Origin of the sequence: Vibrio sp. ER1A (assembly GCF_000733315.1) — a bacterium.
Lineage (GTDB): Bacteria > Pseudomonadota > Gammaproteobacteria > Enterobacterales > Vibrionaceae > Vibrio > Vibrio mediterranei.
The window spans coordinates 237,137-259,208 of record NZ_JPJA01000094.1 but is presented as its reverse complement, the minus strand read 5'-3'; the positions used below and the strand labels follow the sequence as shown (position 1 = coordinate 259,208).

The window sequence follows — 22,072 nt, the reverse complement described above, 5'->3', positions numbered from 1 at the left end:
GACTAACTTTCCTGTTGCATTGCTTCGAGTTCTTCCCATCGCTCAAAGGCAATTTCCAGTTCCTGCTCTTTGGCAGACAAACTATCTAAAATTGGTTGTGTTTCAGTCACAGGTTTAGTGAAAAACTCAGGAGTATTCACGGTTTCCTGCAACTGTTCTAATTCTTGCTCTAGCTGCTCAAGTAACGCAGGTAGTGCCTCTAATTCCCTTTGCAGCTTATACGACAGCTTTTTAGGTTTAGAGTTCACAGCAGTTGCTTTCTTTTCTGGTTCAACTGCTTGCTTTTTAGTCTCTTTCACAGGTTCGTAAGCTTTTCTTGCCTCGATCACCTGCATTCGTTGTTGTTGGGCATCATGATAACCACCAACAAACTCTTCTATAACCCCTTCACCTTCAAAAATCCAGCTTGTAGTCACAGTATTATCAACAAATTGACGATCGTGACTCACTAAGAGCAGCGTGCCCTGATAGTTAGCAAGTAATTCCTCGAGTAACTCTAACGTTTCGATATCTAGATCGTTTGTTGGTTCATCAAGCACCAATAAGTTGTTCGACTTAAGGAAGATACGCGCCAATAATAAGCGGTTTTTCTCGCCACCAGATAATGCCTTAACCGGAGTTCTGGCACGTTTTGGGGCAAATAAAAAGTCTTGAAGATAGCTCAACGCGTGTCGTTCTCGACCGCCTACCATGACTTCTTGCTTACCGTCAGCAAGGTTATCAATCACCGTCTTCTCTGGGTCAAGAGCTTCACGATATTGATCGAAATAAGCCACTTCTAGCTTAGTACCACATTTCAACTTTCCAGATGTCGGCTGTAATTCGTCGAGGAGAAGCTTGATTAGAGTACTCTTGCCGCAACCATTAGGACCAATAAGCGCAATTCTGTCACCACGCTGGATGTTAAAGGAGAAGTTCTTAACTATGGTTTTGCCTTCAATCTGATAATTGAGGTCATTAGCTTCGAAAACGATTTTTCCGCTACGAGCACTATCATCCAGTTTAAGATTCACTTTACCCTGAACTTCGCGACGACCTTGGCGTTCCTCACGCAGCTTTTTAAGCGCTCTTACTCGTCCTTCATTACGCGTTCTACGTGCTTTAATTCCTTGACGAATCCATACTTCTTCTTGCGCAAGCTTTTTATCAAATTCAGCATTTTGCATTTCTTCAACACGTAATGCTTCCTCTTTCTCAACCAAATAGGTTTCATAACTACCTGGATAAGAAACTAATTGACCACGGTCAAGGTCGACAATGCGAGTTGCCATCGAGCGAATAAAGGCGCGGTCGTGCGAGATAAAGATAATTGAGCCACGAAAATCTTTTAGGAAAGTTTCCAGCCACTCGATTGTGGTTACATCTAGATGGTTGGTAGGCTCATCGAGTAGTAAAACATCAGGATCACAAACAAGAGCACGAGCTAACGCAGCTTTACGTTGCCATCCACCAGATAAGTCAGTTAACAGTGTATTGCCATCTAACTTCAAAGCCCCAAGAATATTCTTAATACGGTCTTCAAAGCGCCATGCTCCGGCAACTTCTAAGCTCTCTTGAGTTTTCGCCAATCGATTTATGTTTCGCTCAGACGGGTCTTGCGCGACCAAATCCAGTTGAGCATGATAAGTTTTTAATAACTCACCGACTTCTGCCAGTCCTTCAGCGACGTAATCAGCTACCGTACCAGCCTGATCACGCGGAGGATCCTGTTCAAGTCGTGATACCACGACATCTTGAGTGATCTGCAGTTTGCCATCGTCCATGACGATTTCACCCGCAAGCACTTTCATTAACGTTGATTTGCCCGCTCCATTGCGGCCAACCAAACACACACGTTCGTTTTCTTGAAGTGCGAAATCAGATTTGTCTAGCAATGGATGATCACCAAATGCTAGTTGCCCATTATGAATGGTAAGTAATGCCATTAGCTGTTAACCATTGTTTCAGTTGAGAAAGGTCAAAAGGCCAGTTAATTTCAGATTGTTCGCTTTTTACAACTGGTATAGTGACGCCGTAACGAGAAAATAGCTCATCATCAAAAGCAATATCAATCACTTGTAATTGCTCAGTTAATCCGACATGAGATATGAGCTCAAATGCCATCTCGCAGAGATGGCATCCTTCAGTACTGTATAGAATAAGTTCCTTTTCCATAATCCTTTACTTTTGGTGAGTAATAACCCAACAGTTATGAATATGTTTGTTACGAGCAAAATCAAGTGGTAGAGTTTTATCTGAAATGTTCTCGGCTTTAAGGCCAAGTTCTTCCAGCGCTTTCAAGTCCATCTTGAAGTGTCGTTTGTTGTTCGAAAATACTATCGTACCTTCTTCGCGCAGTAGTCGTTTCAAGTTCGTCATTAGCGTTACGTGGTCACGCTGAACATCAAATGATTGTTCCATTCGCTTAGAGTTCGAGAAAGTCGGTGGATCAATAAAGATAAGGTCGTAACTACCGTTGGCTTTTTCTAACCATTGTAAGCAGTCTGCTTGAATATATTGATGCTGACGGCCAACTTGGCCATTGAGTTTCATGTTCTCTTTCGCCCACTCTAAGTAGGTATTTGACATATCAACTGTTGTCGTTGATTTCGCGCTACCCAATGCTGCGTGAACAGTTGCAGATCCTGTATAAGCAAATAGGTTTAAAAAATCTTTGTTGCTCGCCATTTCACCAAGCTTACGGCGAGTGATTTTATGGTCAAGGAACAGGCCAGTGTCTAAGTAGTCGTAAAGATTAACGATTAGCTGAGCCCCGTATTCATTTACGTGAAGCTTTGATGACTTAGCCGCCAGTTTGTTGTACTGCGATGAACCTTTTTTCTTTTCACGTACTTTAAGAACCACGTTGTTGGTATCAACACCGGTTACCTTGATACTGGCACGAATAACATCCGTTAATCGACGCTTTGCTGTCTCTTCAGGAATGCTTTTGGGAGCTGCGTATTCTTGAATAACCAGATAGTCTTGATAAACGTCAACAGCAACATTGTAGTCAGGTAGATCAGCATCATATATGCGATAGCAATCTAAGCCTTCCTTCTTAGCCCACTTTCCAATCTTTCCAATGTTCTTCTTGAGACGGTTAGAAAAGTCCGGAGCTACAACTTGTGCGTCCTTATTGCCCACTAACTCATCTTCGGAGCGTTGAGAAATTGAATAGTTCTTTTGGTGACACTGTAACGCACCATTATTCAGTTTAAATTGTTTTTCTGCTCGCATACGTAAGCAACTTAACAAATCGTCTGAACTAGAGAAGATAGAGGCTTGGCAACCACCAAATTGAGTTTTTAGTTGGTTACCAAATTCGGTATAAAGTGCGATAAGCCCTGGTTCCGTGCCCAAGCGCTCGCCGTATGGAGGGTTACACACCACAACACCTTCTCCGAACTCGGCAGGTTTAGTCACTTGGCTCGCATCACCAAGCTCAAAGTTAATCAACTCTTCAACGCCTGCACGTTTGGCATTTTCTTTAGCGGTTCTCAATACTTTAGGGTCGTTATCGAATCCCCAAAATCTGCTGTCAGTCTTTTTGACACCGCGACGAGCTTGGACATTAGCTTCTGATTTAACCTCTGCCCATACCTCCGGTTCAAAATCTTCAAGTGCTTCAAAACACCATGTTTGACGCTTAACACCAGGAGCCATATTTGCAGCAAGCATGGCCGCTTCTATCAGCAGCGTACCAGAACCGCACATAGGATCGAGCATGTTTTGCCCTTGTTTCCAGCCACTACGAGCAACAATGGCAGCGGCCAATGTTTCTCTTAAAGGCGCTCGGCCCGCTTCTGTTCTATAGCCACGTTGGTGTAAGCCTGAGCCAACCATATCTAAGCCAATAAGCGCTTTATCTCTATGTAGGCGCACATGAACGCGCACATCCGCGCGGTCTTTACTGATATTTGGGCGAGGCAAATTCTTCTTATTGAAGCAATCTACTACGGCGTCTTTGACTTTCATCGCGCCATACTGGCTATTACGAATCTCACGGTTGGTGCCGTTAAAGTCTACGATAAATTTCTTTGAGCTATGGAAGTGATTAATCCAGTTAATGGAAGACGCAGCCAGATATAAGTCCATATCATCTTGGCAAGTAAACTCCGAAAGCACTTTAACAAAGCGAGAAGCATATCTGCTCCATAAACAAGCTCGATAAATCTGCTCATTTGACGCTTTAAACTTCACTCCCGCTTGTACAGGTTTTACTGAAGTTAAACCCAATTGCTCAAGCTCTTGAGCCAGTAGGTTTTCGAGTCCATTAGAAGTAACGGCAAGATATTGGTTCATAGTGTTCATCTGACTGTGAAAAATGGTGTTGATTATACCTGACAAACGGCCTTCTCACTAAACAAACCTACTCTAATCCCTTAGTTATTCGTTTGTTCGAACAAGCTTTAACCGAATGAAACTCATAAACGCCGCGACCATCATTACATTAGCCATTAATGATATACCAGTCGTATTTATTGACCAAGGGACGAAGTGAATACTTATTTACACTAATTCTGGTCTATACCAATAGACGTTCTGGCGCGTAATTTTATTACATTTTTAGCTAAAGGAGGAATTTATAGCGGTAAAACGCCCTGTTTTAAGCAGAAAAAGAGTCACTATTTAGATAAAAAAATATGCGAAATATCACCAGATAGGATTCAAAGGTATAGGTTTCTTAGAAACAAAATAGGAAGATGGTGGGAAATACGAGGTGTACCCTCTGGGATTGAGGCAAAAAAAATCGGCCATGAAGGCCGACAAATTTCTACGAGGAACGTTTTTGGAATCGTTGTGTACTACTAAAAGCTGCCACTGCTTTTTCTATTTGGCGCATTTTGCGCTCTAATTACCCTACTAAGCTCTTAACCGACAAGAGCAATGGGCTGGTTAATTCTCATAAATTGGTGTGCACAAGCCATTCTGTCATGCATGACTTTAATGCTCTGGCCAAATTGAACACCTTTACTTGGAGTCAAACTAAATGACTCTAAATCTACTAAGGCACATAAGCTAGCGCTCTCCCCGACTTCTAGGACAATAAAGAAACCTTCCGAATGTTGATTAACTAATCGGACTAAATCGCCTTCTTGGGGTTGATAGCTGCCATTTTGATGGTCAAAGAACCAACTCTTTGGCTGAACGGGCTTATGGAAGCGCTTGGCTGCAACACAATAGAGTGTGAGTTCAGCCTGTCGAGGCTCAGATAGCCCCAATATGCTTATTTGGTCTTTAAAGGTTTGGAACGCGGATGCGTCATCTACAGTAAAGTTGTTCTGACCCATCGCGCAGTCGACAAGGAGCTTTCGGGAAAGATTGGTTTTAAAAACCATCTCATCTCCCAAATCCAGCATGAGAGAACCTTCGTCCTCATCCATATACCAGATCCATGTATCGCTGGGTTTAAGCATCGTTCCGTCTCTTATATTTAAAGAATAATCAGACTGTTAGGTAAAACGCTTAATTACCTTTTTTGTCAGTTGAATATAATTCTACAAACGATTACGCAAAAAAAAAGGGGAAAACAATTTTCCCCTTCTCTTATGTTAGACCCAGTAACTTTTCAGTAATTACAGGTTTTTAACGATGTCTTTAACAAGTCTTGGACCATGGTAAATGAATCCGGAGTAAACTTGGACGAGTGTTGCACCTGCCATCAACTTCTCTTTCGCAGAAACATAGGAATCAATGCCGCCAACACCGATAATTGGCAGCTTACCTTGCAAATTCTCAGCAAGTAGACGCACTACTTCGGTACTACGTGATTGAACTGGACGACCACTTAAGCCACCAGCTTCATTCGCATGCTTCATTCCTTCTACGATAGAACGATCCAACGTAGTATTCGTTGCGATCACGCCATCAATTTTATTTTTGATCAACGATTCACAGATTTGGCCAATCTCGTCGTCACTAAGATCCGGAGCGATCTTCAATGCCAAAGGTACATATTTATTATGTTTTTCAGCAAGTTCCGCTTGTTTCGTTTTCAGTTCTTCTAACAGCTCATCAAGTGCTTCACCATATTGAAGGCTGCGCAGTCCCGGAGTATTTGGAGAGGAAATGTTTACGGCAATATAACCAGCGTGCTCGTATACCTTTTCCATGCAGATAATGTAGTCTTCAGCACCCTTTTCGATCGGAGTGTCTTTGTTCTTGCCGATATTAATACCTAGAATACCGTCAAATTTTGCTTTCTTTACGTTCTCTACAAGGTTATCGACACCTAGGTTATTGAAACCCATTCGATTAATAATCCCTTCAGCTTCAACTAAACGGAAAAGACGAGGTTTGTCGTTACCTGGTTGAGGACGAGGTGTCACAGTCCCTACTTCCACAAAACCAAAGCCCATAGCAGCAAACGCTTCGATGCATTCGCCATTCTTATCAAGACCTGCAGCAAGACCTACAGGGTTCTTAAAAGTCAGCCCCATACATTCAACAGGACGATTAGGAAGTTGTTGACGATATGCTAGATCAAGAGGAGTGCCAGTAAAACGTTTGAAGTTCTGAATAGCGAGATCGTGAGCCTTTTCGGCATCAAGTTGGAAAAAGCCAGTTCTGGCAAGACGGTAAAGCATTGTGCCTCCGATAGAAAACCCGTGTAAACGGGGTGGTATTATTTACTTATTTGTTTGAACATGCAATGAAGTTTTTAGTTTTCTCGCGAAAACGCAAACGATTAGGCGAATAAAGACACAAATTATGTGACATTGTCACTCATTATTCTCTCGACAATAAAAAAGCGCCTATAAAAGGCGCTTATCACTTAATAAAACCGGTTAGCAGTATCTATTTATTGTGTGTTTGCACAATTTAAATTTAACAAGCTCAATTCTCGGAGAGCTACAGAGAACTTAGCAAACTCATGAACATTACCTACTTTGAACTCGTTGAGTATATTTTCCCAACGAAGCAAACTACTCGCATTAGTTTCCATCCAATTATTAAGTGACAGGATAACGTCTTCGTTATCGCCACCACAGCCACATTTAAGGACTTGCGCTGTCAACAAACGTTGCTGCCAGTCTAGATCTTCGCGGAATGCTGCCCTAGCAAGAGCTTGCCAATTATTGTCAACGCCTTGACTGTTTATTTGGTTTAAGAACCAATGCAATGATAGACGGTCACCGAGATGGAAATAGAGTTTAGAGGCTTGCTCAACACTAAAGTTAGCTTCTGCAGCGATTTCCGAAATATCAACAGCGGATAGTAAGCTAGATAAACGAGCTACATAATTGGCCAGCTCTTTTCCTACTCCTTGCTCCACCCAGTTTTCAGCTTGTAGACGATGTTCCGCTACTTCTTCAGCTACAAGGCAAGTTTCAAGTGTTTCCTCTACTTTCATAACATCATCACGATAGCGAGCAACGAGTTGCTCAACCGACTGTTTGCCAGGTCGATTTCTCAAGATCCAACGAGCAAGTCTGCGTAATGTGCGGCGTACAATAAACAACAGCTCATATTGCGCTTCTGAACTGGCAATATTATCAAGTTTACGTATTTGCTCGAAGGTGTATGCAAAACCATAGATCTCTCTAGATGCTGCGTATGCATTGGCAATATCAACCACTGTGGCACCCGTCTCTTCTTGTAGACGAGTCACGAAATTACATCCCATTTCGTTAACCATCTGATTTGCAAGCATTGTAGAGATGATTTCAGCCTTCAGAGGATGCGTTGACATACTTTCTATGTAGTTACGGCGTAACTCAGATGGGAAGTATTGTGTCAGTTGCTGCTGATGATACGCATCGGTCGCGATCTCATCAGTCACCAGTTCTTCTTTCAATACCATCTTACCGTAAGCCACCAGCACTGAGAGCTCAGGTCTTGTCATTCCAATGCCTTGTTTCTCGCGCTCAATCAGCTCTTCATCAGATGGAATATATTCCAAACCACGATCCAAATGACCTGCTTTTTCTAGCGTATGTATGAAACGAATCTGTTCTTTGACTAGCGATACGCCTTGGAATTCTGTTACTGAGATAGACTCTGACTGGCAATAAGCATCATCTAGAACAATTTCGCCAACCTCATCTTCCATAGACTCAAGGATTTCATTGCGTTGTTTGACTGTCAGATCACCGTTAGACACAAGACCATTCAAGAAGATCTTAATATTAACTTCGTTATCGGAGCAATCTACACCACCTACATTGTCAACAAAGTCAGTATTAACACGACCACCAGTTAAAGCGTACTCAATACGCCCCAGTTGAGTCATACCTAAGTTACCGCCCTCACCAACTACCTTGGCTTTCAATTCGTTGCCGTTGATGCGTAGTACGTCATTAGCGCGATCACCTACATCAGTATGCGTTTCAGCGCTAGACTTGACGTAGGTACCGATACCGCCGTTCCAAAGTAGATCGACTTCCATGGAGAGAATCATCTTGATAAGATCATTTGGTGCCATGGATGCTTTCTTGGTCCCAAGCATTTTTTGGATCTCAGGAGTTAACGTGATCGATTTTGCTTTGCGAGCAAAAACACCACCGCCCTTTGAGATCAATTTCGGATCATAGTCTTCCCAACTCGAGCGTGGGAGATCAAATAATCGTTTACGCTCTTCCCAACTTTTCGCTGAAGATTGTGGGTTTGGATCAATGAAGATATGCATGTGGTTAAACGCAGCTTGAAGTTTGATGTGCTTCGATAACAACATACCGTTACCAAATACATCCCCTGCCATGTCACCAACACCAATAGCAGTAAAGTCTTCGTTCTGACAATCAATGCCCATTTCACGGAAGTGACGTTTAACTGACTCCCAACCACCCTTAGCGGTAATACCCATTGCTTTATGGTCGTATCCGTTGGAACCACCGGAAGCAAACGCATCACCCAACCAGAAGTTATATTCATCTGATACCGAGTTGGCCAAGTCAGAGAACGTCGCAGTCCCCTTATCCGCAGCTACTACTAAATACGGATCGTCTTCATCATGTCGAACAACACTCTTCGGTGGAATAATTTCACCTTCGATAATGTTGTCGGATACATCCAATAACGCTCTGATGAACTGTTTATAACAGCGTTGACCTTCAGCAAATATCTCATCACGTGATGATAGTTGTGGTTGGCGTTTACAAACAAAACCACCTTTTGCCCCTACAGGTACGATCACCGTGTTCTTAACTTGCTGCGCTTTCACCAACCCAAGTATTTCGGTACGGAAATCTTCTTGGCGATCCGACCAACGCAAACCACCACGAGCAACTTTACCACCACGTAGGTGTACACCCTCAATGTCCGGCGCATAAACGAAAATTTCAAACGCAGGTACTGGAGCTGGAATTTCCGGAATGTTCTTTGGCTCAAGCTTTAAAGATAACCAAGGCTTGTTAACACCATTGTTATCTTTCTGATAGTAGTTTGTACGCAGCGTAGCCGAAATCATTTCGACATAGCGACGGATAATACGGTCATCATCCAAGCTTTCTACTTTATCTAACTGTTTGTGGATCTTATCAATAACACGTTGTTGCCCTTTCTTGCTTCCTTTTAGAGAAGGCATAAAGCGCTGTGCAAATAACTCAACTAGGTCTTTTGCTAGATCTGGGTAATGATTCAGAGTGTCTTCAATATAGTGCTGGCTGAATGGGAAACCGACTTGACGCATATAACGCGCATACGCCCTTAAGATTGACACTTCACGACCAGTTAAACCGGAACCTAGTACCAGACGGTTGAAACCATCACTTTCCAAACCACCAGACCAAATTGCAGCGAATGCTTGTTGGAATCGATCGCGAGCTTCTCGAAGATCGACAACCGCATCACTCTTATGTAGCATCGCAAAATCTAGGATCCAGTATGTTCCGCCGTCTGACTTAACAATCTCATACGGTGATTCACCGATCACTCGCAGACCAAGATTTTCGAGCATTGGCATTACATCGGATAAGTGTATTGGTTCATCACGATGATATAGTTTCAGTTTAACTTCTTTGGAATCCGCCGCCGCTTCTTGTGGTCGGTAGAACAGCATGCCCAACTTATTATCTTCATCAAGGGATTCAAGTCGCTCAATATCCGCCACAGCAGAGGTCGGCATCATGTCTTCTTTATATGAACGAGGGAATGCTCTTGAATACACTTTCGATAACGGTAGTCCTTTGCTCTCACCAAAATTGGCAACAATAGCTTCCGAAAGACGATCATCCCAAGACGCTGATACTTCCATTAGGTTTCTTTCTATCGCCTTCACATCCATATCCATATTATTGTTATCAACCCTTACGATGTAATGGGTTCTAGCCAGAGGGCTTTCGGAGAAATAAGTCGTAAACTCAACCTCTTGCTCACAACCAAAGTAGTTTTGAAGGATCCGTTGTGTATCTTTTCGAAGCTGAGTGTTATAACGATCTTTGCTAACATACACCATGCAGCTAAAGAAACGACCAAACGGATCTTTACGAACAAACAAGCGGATCAAGTCACGATCCTGCATTTGAACCACACCCATACCTATCTCAAGCAATTCTTCTTCTTTTGCTTGAAGTAGTTCATCGCGCGGATAGTTTTCTAATATATTACGAAGCGCTTTATATGAATAAGATCCATTTCGGTATCCACTAGCATCCAAGATACGATCAACTTTTTCGCGAATTAGTGGAATGGTGGATACACTTTGGTTGTACACGGCTGATGTATACAGGCCAGTAAATCGATGTTCTCCCACAACCTTTCCATTTGCATCGAATTTCTTGATTCCGATGTAATCCGTATACGCGGGTCTGTGGATACGACTTGCTTTATTACCTTTGGTAAGAATAAGTAGGAAAGGCTTTTTCGCTTCTAGGCGTGCCGAGTCGGAAAACTCAGAAATTTTTACCGAACGGACACGTTCTTCACTGGCGAACAGGCCTAAGCCTTTATCTTCGGTAGGTTTGAGTATGGAGTCACCCTCTTCATTGATGAGATCAAACTCTTTGTAGCCCATAAAGGTAAAATTGTGGTTACCAACCCAATCTAAAAACGCGATGGTTTCATCAAAACGATCGGCTTCCATTGGAAGTTTCTTTTTGTTCTTAACCAGATCTTTTGTGATTTGCTTAAGCTTATCCGACATCGCCTCCCACTCATTAACGACCAAACTAGTGTCTTCGAATATAGAAACCAACTCATCCTTAAGCGCTGACATTTCAGCTTTGTCACTTAAACGGTCGATTTCGATATGGAAAATCGATTGTAAGTGCCCTTTCCCTTCATTAACTGATGTTATCTGCCCTTGTTCATCGCGTTCAAATTGAGTCGGACCATGAAGCATGATGTGACAAGTCAAATCTACTCGATTAAGAGCCATCTTGACTGAGTCAACTAAGAACGGAGAATCTGGAACGGCGATTTCTAAAATAGTGTGAGTTGATTGCCACCCATGACGACTAACCGCCGGGTTGAATACCCGAACCGACACTTCATCGTATTTTTTCTCATTGAGATGATGCCATAAACTAACAACAGCACCGTAAAGATCTGATTCATTTCTTTGTAGCAAATCATCGGGGGAAACATTGCTAAAAATATGTTTGGCGAGTTTAGTTACTAAAGGCTGATTGCTCCCTTCAACTTTGGATTCAATCAACTTGTATACTTTCTCCAGTAGAACCGGAACAACTGGTTCACGCGTGGTCATAGAAACGCTCCACTTTTTGTTTTTATGAGGGATGTAGGCTTGTTCTATATTGTAAAAGTTTTATTGAGAAAGAGTTAATAAAAAATGGAAGAAGTTTCAGGGAAATGTTTGATAGTGTGACTGATGCACTTATTCATATCACTATAATTTGGAGCAGTTACAGTGATTCTAACCGTATAAACTTGTTGTTCTGGTCAGTTATCAATCTAAAGCGACCTTTAATACCTAATTGTGTCAAAAACGGTCGAAACCGACTTGCGGGAAGCTGCAGTTTTAAACGCTCATCGGTGACCACTAAAATACTGGATGCATAACCAGTATAATGAGAAAGGTAATTCTGATACGAGATACTGAGATTGAAGTAGTACTGTTTCATATTGTTTGAATGTTGAGCAATTTAGATGGTTTTCCTGAGGTTTATTTAAGAAAAAAGCCAATACTGTTTACATATACAGTATTGGCTTTTTGTCGATTATGACTCTAATGCTTTTGTGACTTTCTCAAATAAGTCTTTAGCTAAGTTGTCCAAACTACGTAACTTATTCAATTCGACTTTGATAAGTTCCTGACGTTTTTCGTCGTACTTTTTCAACTTGAGCAACGGATCAATTAAACGCGACGCTACTTGTGGATTTGATTCATTTAACTGAGTCAATATCTCACCAGCAAACTGATAGCCCTCACCCGAGATATCATGGAAGCGACGTGGGTTCATGTTCAAGAAAGACCCTATCAAACTGCGAGTACGATTTGGATTGCTTAAACTAAACGCTTTGTGTGACATACAATGTTTAACATTCTCTAGAGCGTTGATTGATGGATTGGCACCTTGTAAGGCAAACCATTTATCCATAACCAATCCATCATCACTCCACTTCTCACTGTAATCGTCCATCAATAACTGGCGGCATGAAAGTGATGCACTATTTGCTGCAGTCATTGCGGCGATCGTGTCTGTCATATTGTTAGCATCACGATATTGTTGCTCGGCCAAGTATTGGTATTCATCAACGTTTACCAAGTACTGTAGACAAAGATTTCTTAACGAACGTTTACCAATAGCGTCATGTTCAATCGAATAATCAGCTTGAGTTAACGTGTGGTATAGCGCAGACAGTTCATCTTGTAACGCATCTGCTAGCAGTGATTTAATCTCTTTCAATACGTCGCAGACTGCATCGACATCTACAGTTTTATACCAACCGGCTACTTCATTAAAGCTTGGCAAAGATAATGCTTCAGCAATGAACGCCTCTTCTAAATCTTTGTTCAGTAGCACACCTCTAAATGCATCAATCACTAGGCTCGGTAGTTCTACACTATTGCCACTTTGAACGGAATTAACATTCGACTTAATGTACTTTGCCAACAACATTTGGCCAGCATCCCACTTAGCAAAATCGTTTTTCGCATTGATCATTAAAAAGGCTAATTGCTCATCGCTGTAATCGAATTCGAGACGAACCGGAGCTGAAAACTCGCGAAGCATTGAAGGCACAGGTTTCGAAGATATGTTCTCAAACACAAATTCTTGTTCACTCTCAGTGACGTTTAACACGTTATTCAACTCAATTTCATTACAGCGTAACTCTAGAGAACTTCCTTTCTCATCATACAGTTCTACGTCAAACGGAATATGTAACGCTTGCTTTTCAACTTGATCTTGAGTCGGTTGAGTTTGTTGAGAGATTTTAAGCGTATAAGTCTTCGCAGATTCATCGTAACTATCGGTAACCGTTAATGTTGGCGTACCCGATTGACTATACCAAAGACGGAATTGCTTCAGATCGATACCCGATGCATCTTCCATTGCGGAAACAAAATCTTCACACGTCGCGGCAGTACCATCATGCCTTTCAAAGTACAATCTCATGCCCGCTTGGAATTTGTCTTCACCCAGCAACGTATGCATCATTCGAATAACTTCACTTCCCTTTTCGTAAACCGTCAAAGTGTAGAAGTTATTCATTTCAATGACTTTGTCAGGTCTTATTGGGTGTGACATTGGACTAGCATCTTCAGCAAACTGAGGGCCACGAATAATACGAACATTATTAATGCGGTTAACAGAGCGAGAGCCTAAATCCGAAGAGAATTCTTGGTCACGGAATACCGTTAAACCTTCTTTTAAACTCAACTGGAACCAATCGCGACAAGTTACTCGGTTACCTGTCCAGTTATGAAAATACTCATGACCAATAACAGCTTCGATTCCCAAGTAGTCAGTATCTGTAGCGGTTTGGTCGTTAGCCAAAACAAACTTAGAGTTAAAGACATTGAGGCCTTTATTCTCCATTGCACCCATATTGAAGAAATCGACCGCAACAATCATATAAATGTCTAAGTCATACTCAAGACCGAACCGGTCTTCATCCCACTTCATCGAGTTAATTAATGAAACCATCGCATGATTAGCACGATCGAGATTGCCTTTGTCTACAAATATTTCCAGTGCGACATCTCTGCCTGAACGTGTTTTAAATACATCTTGCAATACATCAAAATCACCGGCGACAAGAGCAAAGAGATAGGAAGGCTTTGGATGTGGATCTTCCCAGGTAACAAAATGTTGACCACTTTCCAATTCACCTTCTTCGATTTTGTTACCGTTACTTAGGAGGTATGGGAAAGCTGCTTTGTCTGCGATGATTTTCGTTGTGTATTTAGCGAGAACGTCTGGTCGATCTAAGAAATAAGTAATACGTCGGAAACCTTCGGCTTCACATTGAGTGCAGTAAGCACCGTCAGAAATATATAAACCTTCAAGAGCAGTATTCGTTGAGGGAGAAATGTGGTTTTCAATCACCAATTCAAATTCTTTTGGTAGATTTGAAATCTCCAAACCGGAATCAGTAGTAATGAAATCACTCCAAGCTTCTCCATTCACTCTGACTTGAATAAGTTCGATATTTTCTCCATCAAGTACCATGGTTGTTGCCTCACCAAGTTGCTTAACTTGGGAAACGGCGGTCACTTTAGTTTGGGTTTCATGAAGGTCGAAAGTAAGGTTTACATCTGTGATAGTGTGCGACGGTGTTTGATAGTCGCTACGGTATTTGGCTTTAGGTGCTGACTCGGTCATCCTTTGTCCTTATATTATTATCGTTAGCATAGTTAGCTTAATCCTTGACGATTATATACCTTTGAACTGTTACTGTGCAGAATTGGACACAAAAAAAGCGTCAAACTAAGTTGACGCTTTTGACTAACTGCCTGTGTTGCTAGCGAATGCGGTTGAGGACAGCAAACATATCACCGTCTTCTACCTCTAAAGTCAGTTCATCCTGATTTAATGTATACGTTGCATCGTGTTCACCGTCTTTATAAAGCAACACGATGTGATCATTTTCGGTGTAGTAGACGCCACTATGAATCGCTTCATCCCCATCGCTTGAACTGACACGAAACGTAAACACGAAATCTGGCTGGAGGATTAAATCCATTCTCGCAATTTCTTGAGCATGTTTGTCATCACCACTCACACTCACCGAAGACCAGATACCAGCGAGTGCATTAGGCAACGCTTTGGTAAAGACGACTCCATTTAGATTGAGCATATTGTGGTTGCCGCTGTAATTATAGACCTGAGGTTCATCACTGTTTAGGCCGAGAATAATCGTATCATCATTGGCGGTAAACAACCCTTCCCAATGTTCAATACTGTAATCTTGTTTTTGAATGTCTATCGAAAAAGTGTAGTTGGAACCCAGCGATAGTTTGATTGCTAAAAAGGTGTCCGGTCCTTCATCTGGACTTGGGTTTACTAAGTACCAATCTCCCAACAGAAACGGTTGGTCAAACTGAGTTAAGTCATTGTTATCTTTACGTGTATCCGACAGTACTCCAAACGACAAAACACATAAAAGTAGTGTAATCCATCTCATATGTATCCCCCTCACAGTTACATTAAGCTTAGGTGGGTTAATACGAGATTGCGAAATTTTTTGATCTAAATCACGATTTTTAATTTTAAGTATCAAATCTGAGGCAAGCGAGAACAAGCATTAAAAAAGCGAGCACTAGGCTCGCTTTTGTTTAGTTTGAACAGGTTAAGATTTGGCGTTTACCATGTCGACCATAATAGCCACGGCTTCATCTAAGTAAGCATCTGGGACTTCATAATCTTTCGGGATATCATCCAAAGTTTTATAAGGTTCTTCTCCTGCCGCTTTCTGACGCAAGTTGACACGCTCTAATCTAAGCTCATCATTATTATCACTTTCTGCTTTACGTGCAGATTCACTCAAGGATAACGTTTTATCGTCTTTTTCAGCCTTGTACTTAGCAATGTCTTCAGCAATAAATCCAAATTCCATATCTGATTTAATGCGTTCTTCGTGCTTAGTCGTAAGCGACGCAATCATTTCATCGTTACGTTGTAACTCACTGTATTTCGCTTTATCTATGCTGTCCCATGGTAGTGCGTTATCTTCAACGCTCTCACCAGTTTCAGCAGGTTCGATTGGCGTTGGGAAGGCGATATCTGGAACTACGCCTTTGTTCTGCGTACTCCCACCATTAATTCTGTAGAATTTCTGAATGGTATATTGTACGTAACCTAACTCTTTATCGAATAGATCATAGATATGGTTTAGCGAGCGATGTTGCTGAACTGTACCTTTACCGAATGAGTTCTCACCTAACACAATTGCGCGGCCATAGTCTTGCATTGCAGCTGCGAAAATTTCAGAGGCAGAAGCGCTATAACGATTAACAAGTACAGTTAATGGGCCTTGATAACTGATTTTTCCGTCAGTATCACTGTTTACATTAACTCGACCATAACTGTCTCGTACTTGTACAACTGGACCATTTTCAATAAATAGACCCGACATTGCGGTCGCTTCGGTCAAGGCTCCACCACCATTGTTGCGCAAATCAACAATAATGCCATCGACACCTTTCTCTTTCAGCTCAGTAATTAGTTTGTCTGTGTCTTTAGATAAGCCAACGTAGAAACTCGGTACTTCAAGCACACCAATTTTCTTACCGTCTTTCTCGATAACTTCAGACTTAACCGCTCTGTCTTCTAGACGAATCTTGTCACGGACGATTTCAACTACGGTCGCCTTAGCGTCTTTGCCATCAGGTAAAATTTGTAACTTGACCTTGGTGCCTTTAGGACCTTTGATAAGTTGTACTACATCATCAAGTCGCCACCCGATGACATCTACGATCTCTTCACCATCTTGACCAACACCGATAATCTTATCGCCTTCGCCTAATTGCTTACTCTTAGATGCCGGACCACCTGCTACTAGAGAACGAATGACAGTATAGTCATCTGTGAGTTGGAGAACGGCACCAATACCTTCCAGAGACAGATTCATCTCTGACTGGAACTGTTCTGCAGAACGAGGAGATAAGTAACTAGTATGAGGGTCAACTTCTCGAGCAAACGCATTCATATAAATTTGGAATGCATCTTCGTTGTGTGATTGAGTTAGGCGTTTGATTGCGTTGTTGTAACGTTTACCAAGCGTTTCTTTTATCTCATCCCAATTCTTGCCAGCCAACTTCAGATTCAACGCATCATACTTAACGCGTTTACGCCAAAGCTCATTTAGCTCTGCTTCATCCTTTGGCCAAGCTGCCTCTGAACGATCTAACGTAATACTTTCGTCAACATCGAATTTCATCTCTTTGTCTAATAGAGATAACGCGTATGCAAATCTGTCATAACGTTTCTGCATCGAAAGGTTATACACATCAAATGCAATTTGGTTGTTACCAGCTTTGAGTTGATCATCAAGTTGAGTCGACCAAGAGTTGAACTTGTCTATGTCGGCTTGTGTGAAGATATTTCGGTTGTAGTCGAGCATTTCCAAATAACGTGCAAAAATCGCTTTTGAAAATTCGTCGTCTAGAGTGAAGTGTTTGTAGTGAGAACGAGTAAAACGAGAAGTTACGCGTTTACTGGCTGTTTCATGTTGTACTTCGGGAGCCAAGGTAGGAATATCTGATTTTTCAAATTTCGCTTCCAAAGCGTGAGCTGATGAAGCTGCTAGCCAAAGGCTAGCAGCAACTATCGATAATTTTGAACGGCACTTCATGCGTAGGAATTTCTCCTTTATGCGCGCAGGTGCTCCGCTTTAACAACCATTTGTAGGCCATTTACTAGCTGAACGCGCACATCTTCCTTATTGATTTCAACAATGGTCGCAGCCATGTTCCCTTTGCCCATGTTTACGTTTACTTGCTTACCGATGATCATTTCATCTGCATTCAAAGCGCGCGTTTCAACTGGCGTATTTACTTTCGCTGGTTTCTTAGTATTGTTTTGTGGCTTACGTGCTTGAGGCTTTTTAGCTTTAGGTTTTGCTTTGCCTTCTTCACGAGCTTTCTGAGCTTGTTCTTTACGACGAGCTGCAACTTTAGCTTTACTTTCAGCCAGTGTAGCTTGCGCGTGTTCAACATGCTCAGCTTCTAGCTCACCACATTCATTGCCATCTAGGTCAACACGCACTGCACCCGGTTTTACACCGTGTAGATAACGCCAAGAAGAAGTGTATTGTCTTAACGCTGCACGTAGCTGAGTCTTACTGACTTTCTCGTCATCTTTTAAACGTTCAGCAAGATCTTGAAAGATACCAATTTTAAGTGGTTTTGCTTCACCTTCTACAGTAAAGCATTTAGGGAAACATTCAGCAATATACGCGATAATTTCTTTGCTGTTCTTCAACTTCTCAGTGTTTTCCATGTGGGTTCCTGGTTAATGCGGTTATCCGCGAAGCATTAAGAAAAATATTCTTGGTATTATAGTGACCTGCACTAGAAAAACCACAGGCAAATTTCATTTTAAGCCGCGTTTGTATGTGAATTGAGCACCTTTTCTACCGAATTCATGAAGTTTTTTAGTCCCTCTTCATCTATTTCGCTGAATCGACCAATTGTTGGGCTATCAATATCTAGGACGCCGACTACTTCACCACCGATCGAAAATGGAATCACAATCTCTGAGTTGCTTGCAGCATCACATGCAATGTGACCTTCAAACGCGTGTACATCGTATACACGTTGTATGGTGTTGGTTTCTGCCGCAGTGCCGCAGACACCACGACCGACTGGAATGCGAACACACGCTGGTTTTCCTTGGAAAGGGCCTAACACTAACTCGCCCTGTTTCATTAAATAAAAGCCGGCCCAGTTAAGATCATCTAACTCCATGAAAAGAAGTGCACTAATATTAGATAGGTTAGCAATAAAATCCGTTTCGGATTCAATGAGTGCTGTGGCCTGTTTCGCCAAGCGTTCATAGTTTTCTAGATTCATGATACGTCCATCAATAACACTTTCAATATCTTACAATACCAGTACAATGCCTCAAAATCGTAATAGGAACTATTCTCAAAAGCATGACAAGTACGAAAGACACTATTAGCCGTTCCTGGTTAATAACTCAAGTAAAAAATCATAAGTCTCGACTTATTGCGGCGAATATTATCGCTCTCATTGCTACGCTCATTAGCGTCCCTATCCCATTATTAATGCCACTGATGGTCGACGAAGTGCTGCTTAACCAACCTTCCACCGGTTTGCAGTATATGAATATGATCATGCTAGACAGTTGGCAGACATCTATAGGTTACATCGCTGTTACTTTAGTGCTCGTCGTTCTTATGCGTACTGTCAGTCAAGGTCTTAATATTCTTCAAGGTCGCCAGTTTACGCTGGTTTCCAAGACCATTACTTATAAAATCCGATGCAAGATGATAGACAAGCTCGGTCGTATCAGCATCAAACAATATGAGACTCGTGGTAGTGGCGGTATTAATGCGCATTTAATTACTGATATTGAAACCATTGACCAGTTCATTGGCTCAACGTTAAGCAAGTTTATTATTAGCTTCCTAACCGTTTTAGGCACCGCTATCGTCTTGCTGTGGCTAGAATGGCGCCTAGGCCTGTTTATCCTATTGGTCAACCCAATCGTCGTCTATTTCTCCCGAAAATTGGGCGGAATGGTTAAGCATCTAAAAAAACAAGAAAACCAAGCGTTCGAAAAGTTTCAAAATCGCCTAGTTGAAACACTTGATGGTATTTATCAACTTAGAGCAGCTAACCGAGAACGAGATTTCTTACAACAGCTCAAAGAACAAGCCAATGAAGTTCGCAGTAACGCCGATAAATACGCGTGGCAGTCTGAAGCCGCAGGTAGACTGTCGTTTCTCCTTTTCTTAATTGGCTTCGAGCTATTCAGAGCTATAGCAATGGTTATGGTGCTATTTAGCGATCTCACCATCGGGCAAATCTTTGCTGTCTTTGGTTACTTGTGGTTCATGCTGGGTCCTGTTCAGGAATTATTAGGCATTCAATTCTCTTGGTATAGCGCAAAAGCCGCACTAACAAGAATCAACAGCTTACTCGAATTGGAAGAAGAGCCGCGCGCCAATAGCAAAGTCAACCCATTCAAAGCTGATCGCGAGGTTGATGTCGCTGTTGAAAACGTCTCCTTCTCTTATGATCAGGATAAAGACGTACTCAATAAACTCAACTTGCATATCCCAGCGGGTAAGAAGGTTGCTCTAGTGGGAGCAAGTGGCGGAGGCAAGTCAACTCTCATTCAGTTACTTATCGGTGTTTATAAACAACGCAGTGGCATCATTTGCTTCAATGGTGTTAACACTGACGACATAGGTTTCGACATAATTCGAGATAAAATTGCTGTTGTTTTACAGCAACCTATACTTTTTAATGACAGCTTGAGGCATAATCTGACACTTGGCAGAGAGTATGACGACTTCTCCATTTGGAATGCGCTCAAAGTTGCTCAGCTACAAGACGTCACTGACAAGTTAGTCGACGGTCTGGAAACACAAATTGGTCGCAATGGTATTCGGTTGTCTGGAGGACAACGTCAACGACTCGCTATTGCTAGAATGATATTAAGCGATCCGCAGTTCGTCATCCTTGATGAAGCGACGTCTGCACTCGATACTGCTACCGAAGCGGCTTTACACACCGCATTGACTGAGTTTTTGAAAGGCCGCACCACGTTGATCGTCGCTCACCGACTATCAGCAGTAAAACAGGCCGATCTCATCTATGTTCTGGAAGATGGACAAGTTACTCAATCAGGAACGCACGTCGAATTGGTCGAAGCAGAAGGACTGTATCAGACACTTTATGGCTCAGTGCAATCAGCAAGTTAACTCCACAGCAACACACTCATCTTTTACAGGTAATGAAAGATGAGTGCTTGTTCTCACGCGCGAACACCTACCCAAGTTCGCTTATGCCAATGCTGTGAACTGCCTGTTGACATCGTCGACCTAAAAAAAGGCTACAGTGCTGATTGCCCTCGTTGCGGTACTCAACTCTATCGCAGCGAAAGTTACTCAATTGGTGGCAACCTCGCGCTAGCAATAACCTGCCTACTTCTGTTTATACCGTCTCATTATTTCGACTTTATTACTATCCGACTTGTAGGAATGATGATTGAGGGTACCTTAATGGAAGGGGTTTTTTCCCTCATTAAGGAAGGCTACCCTGGGCTTGCTTTGTTAACCCTTTTTTGCCACACCATTGCCCCACTCGCTATGTGCGCCACTGTGCTAACTGCTCATGTCGCACTGAAGTATCGTTGGTTTAATACGCTAAAAATATCGCTCAACATTCTTTCGCACAGTAAGCACTGGGTGATGTTAGATGTCTTCCTGATCAGTGTCGCTATTTCATGCTTTAAGCTCCAAGATTATTCGGATATCTACGTTGGTAATGCACTATATAGCTTGGTGATCCTACAAGTACTTACTATTGTCCTAGTGAACCGAGTAAGCACACGACGTTATTGGGAAAGTTGGCAAGCAGAAAGCTCATTGCCAGTAGAAGCAAAAGAAATCCACTGCCACACATGCCATTTATCACAACCCGACGCTGAGTTTTGCGTTCGTTGCCACAATCCATTGCACCATCGCAAGCCCAACTCTATGCAAAAGACATGGGCACTGCTTATTGCCGCTACCGTCGCAATATTCCCAGCCAACCTTGTGCCCATTTCAATCCTAATTACCAATGGACAACGCCTAGAAGACACCATTTTTTCTGGGGTCGCATCGCTTATTAACAATGACATGCTAGGCATTGCCATTATTATCTTTGTGGCGAGTATCGTAGTACCCGTAGCTAAGATTATTGGCCTCAGCTATCTGATGTTTTGCATTCAATTCGACAAGGTTAAAAATCATAAAGTCGAAATGAGCATTTACCGAGCGATTAAATGGATCGGAAAATGGTCGATGACTGATCTGTTCGTCATTTCAATCATGCTTACCCTAGTAGACCGTGGCCAGATTTTGAACTTCACCCCAGGGTTTGGTGCCGTTGCCTTCGGTATAGTGGTTGTATTAACCATGTTTGCGGCCGAAACATTGGACCCACGATTACTGTGGGACAGACATAATTCGAAACCTTCCTTGCAACCTGAAACCAAAGTTGAGTAGT

General features: G+C 42.2%; 14 protein-coding genes. 2 read left to right on the top strand and 12 right to left on the bottom strand.

Features of this window, described 5'->3' with window-relative positions; all coding sequences use genetic code 11:
• Window positions 1-2: 2 nt before the first annotated feature.
• The 12 genes from HW45_RS24460 to HW45_RS24410 all read right to left on the bottom strand — a co-directional run bounded on the left by HW45_RS24460 (window position 3) and on the right by HW45_RS24410 (window position 18,901).
• Window positions 3-1,925 carry an ABC transporter ATP-binding protein gene (locus tag HW45_RS24460; protein WP_038230498.1) on the bottom strand — a complete coding sequence of 641 codons (1,923 nt, stop codon included), beginning with the start codon at window positions 1,923-1,925 and terminating at the stop codon, window positions 3-5.
• Window positions 1,903-2,154 (bottom strand): glutaredoxin family protein, encoded by a 252-nt coding sequence (locus HW45_RS24455; RefSeq protein WP_081875895.1) that lies wholly within the window; start codon window positions 2,152-2,154, stop codon window positions 1,903-1,905. The genes HW45_RS24460 and HW45_RS24455 overlap by 23 nt, the downstream gene beginning before the upstream one ends.
• 6 nt (window positions 2,155-2,160) lie before the next feature.
• Complete coding sequence (rlmKL, locus tag HW45_RS24450; RefSeq protein ID WP_038230494.1) at window positions 2,161-4,284, bottom strand: bifunctional 23S rRNA (guanine(2069)-N(7))-methyltransferase RlmK/23S rRNA (guanine(2445)-N(2))-methyltransferase RlmL; 2,124 nt, start codon at window positions 4,282-4,284, stop codon at window positions 2,161-2,163.
• 569 nt (window positions 4,285-4,853) lie between these two features.
• Window positions 4,854-5,399 carry a cell division protein ZapC gene (locus tag HW45_RS24445; RefSeq protein WP_038230493.1) on the bottom strand — a complete coding sequence of 182 codons (546 nt, stop codon included), beginning with the start codon at window positions 5,397-5,399 and terminating at the stop codon, window positions 4,854-4,856.
• A gap of 159 nt (window positions 5,400-5,558) precedes the next feature.
• Window positions 5,559-6,569, bottom strand: a complete 1,011-nt coding sequence (gene pyrD, locus HW45_RS24440; protein ID WP_038230491.1) for a quinone-dependent dihydroorotate dehydrogenase — start codon at window positions 6,567-6,569, stop codon at window positions 5,559-5,561.
• Between the two features lie 215 nt (window positions 6,570-6,784).
• Window positions 6,785-11,629: an NAD-glutamate dehydrogenase gene (locus tag HW45_RS24435; protein WP_038230488.1), complete on the bottom strand. Its 4,845-nt coding sequence runs from the start codon at window positions 11,627-11,629 to the stop codon at window positions 6,785-6,787.
• Window positions 11,630-11,786: 157 nt separating this feature from the next.
• Window positions 11,787-12,005: a DUF2835 domain-containing protein gene (locus tag HW45_RS29105; protein ID WP_081875894.1), complete on the bottom strand. Its 219-nt coding sequence runs from the start codon at window positions 12,003-12,005 to the stop codon at window positions 11,787-11,789.
• Between the two features lie 96 nt (window positions 12,006-12,101).
• Window positions 12,102-14,711, bottom strand: a complete 2,610-nt coding sequence (pepN, locus tag HW45_RS24430) for an aminopeptidase N (protein WP_038230486.1) — start codon at window positions 14,709-14,711, stop codon at window positions 12,102-12,104.
• Between the two features lie 139 nt (window positions 14,712-14,850).
• A complete protein-coding gene (locus tag HW45_RS24425; RefSeq protein ID WP_038230483.1) occupies window positions 14,851-15,513 on the bottom strand; it encodes a hypothetical protein in 663 nt (220 codons plus the stop codon).
• 165 nt (window positions 15,514-15,678) lie between these two features.
• A complete protein-coding gene (prc, locus tag HW45_RS24420) occupies window positions 15,679-17,682 on the bottom strand; it encodes a carboxy terminal-processing peptidase (protein ID WP_038230480.1) in 2,004 nt (667 codons plus the stop codon).
• Between the two features lie 17 nt (window positions 17,683-17,699).
• The gene (gene proQ / locus HW45_RS24415; RefSeq protein WP_006074539.1) at window positions 17,700-18,329 is read right to left on the bottom strand and encodes an RNA chaperone ProQ; all 630 of its coding nucleotides are present in this window, start codon (window positions 18,327-18,329) and stop codon (window positions 17,700-17,702) included.
• A 98-nt stretch (window positions 18,330-18,427) separates the two neighbouring features.
• Window positions 18,428-18,901 carry a GAF domain-containing protein gene (locus HW45_RS24410; protein WP_006074540.1) on the bottom strand — a complete coding sequence of 158 codons (474 nt, stop codon included), beginning with the start codon at window positions 18,899-18,901 and terminating at the stop codon, window positions 18,428-18,430.
• A gap of 83 nt (window positions 18,902-18,984) precedes the next feature.
• Here HW45_RS24410 and HW45_RS24405 point away from each other — a divergent pair, with 83 nt between their 5' ends.
• Complete coding sequence (locus tag HW45_RS24405; protein ID WP_038230478.1) at window positions 18,985-20,781, top strand: ABC transporter ATP-binding protein; 1,797 nt, start codon at window positions 18,985-18,987, stop codon at window positions 20,779-20,781.
• A 39-nt stretch (window positions 20,782-20,820) separates the two neighbouring features.
• Window positions 20,821-22,071 carry a paraquat-inducible protein A gene (locus HW45_RS24400; protein WP_038230476.1) on the top strand — a complete coding sequence of 417 codons (1,251 nt, stop codon included), beginning with the start codon at window positions 20,821-20,823 and terminating at the stop codon, window positions 22,069-22,071.
• The last annotated feature ends 1 nt before the right edge of the window (window position 22,072 follow it).

What these genes read in the sequence shown, in the direction of transcription:
- HW45_RS24460 (WP_038230498.1), bottom strand. Translation starts at nt 1,925, where the DNA reads ATGGCATTACTTACCATTCATAATGGGCAACTAGCATTTGGTGATCAT.
- HW45_RS24455 (WP_081875895.1), bottom strand. Translation starts at nt 2,154, where the DNA reads ATGGAAAAGGAACTTATTCTATACAGTACTGAAGGATGCCATCTCTGC.
- rlmKL (WP_038230494.1), bottom strand. Translation starts at nt 4,284, where the DNA reads ATGAACCAATATCTTGCCGTTACTTCTAATGGACTCGAAAACCTACTG.
- HW45_RS24445 (WP_038230493.1), bottom strand. Translation starts at nt 5,399, where the DNA reads ATGCTTAAACCCAGCGATACATGGATCTGGTATATGGATGAGGACGAA.
- pyrD (WP_038230491.1), bottom strand. Translation starts at nt 6,569, where the DNA reads ATGCTTTACCGTCTTGCCAGAACTGGCTTTTTCCAACTTGATGCCGAA.
- HW45_RS24435 (WP_038230488.1), bottom strand. Translation starts at nt 11,629, where the DNA reads ATGACCACGCGTGAACCAGTTGTTCCGGTTCTACTGGAGAAAGTATAC.
- HW45_RS29105 (WP_081875894.1), bottom strand. Translation starts at nt 12,005, where the DNA reads ATGAAACAGTACTACTTCAATCTCAGTATCTCGTATCAGAATTACCTT.
- pepN (WP_038230486.1), bottom strand. Translation starts at nt 14,711, where the DNA reads ATGACCGAGTCAGCACCTAAAGCCAAATACCGTAGCGACTATCAAACA.
- HW45_RS24425 (WP_038230483.1), bottom strand. Translation starts at nt 15,513, where the DNA reads ATGAGATGGATTACACTACTTTTATGTGTTTTGTCGTTTGGAGTACTG.
- prc (WP_038230480.1), bottom strand. Translation starts at nt 17,682, where the DNA reads ATGAAGTGCCGTTCAAAATTATCGATAGTTGCTGCTAGCCTTTGGCTA.
- proQ (WP_006074539.1), bottom strand. Translation starts at nt 18,329, where the DNA reads ATGGAAAACACTGAGAAGTTGAAGAACAGCAAAGAAATTATCGCGTAT.
- HW45_RS24410 (WP_006074540.1), bottom strand. Translation starts at nt 18,901, where the DNA reads ATGAATCTAGAAAACTATGAACGCTTGGCGAAACAGGCCACAGCACTC.
- HW45_RS24405 (WP_038230478.1), top strand. Translation starts at nt 18,985, where the DNA reads ATGACAAGTACGAAAGACACTATTAGCCGTTCCTGGTTAATAACTCAA.
- HW45_RS24400 (WP_038230476.1), top strand. Translation starts at nt 20,821, where the DNA reads ATGAGTGCTTGTTCTCACGCGCGAACACCTACCCAAGTTCGCTTATGC.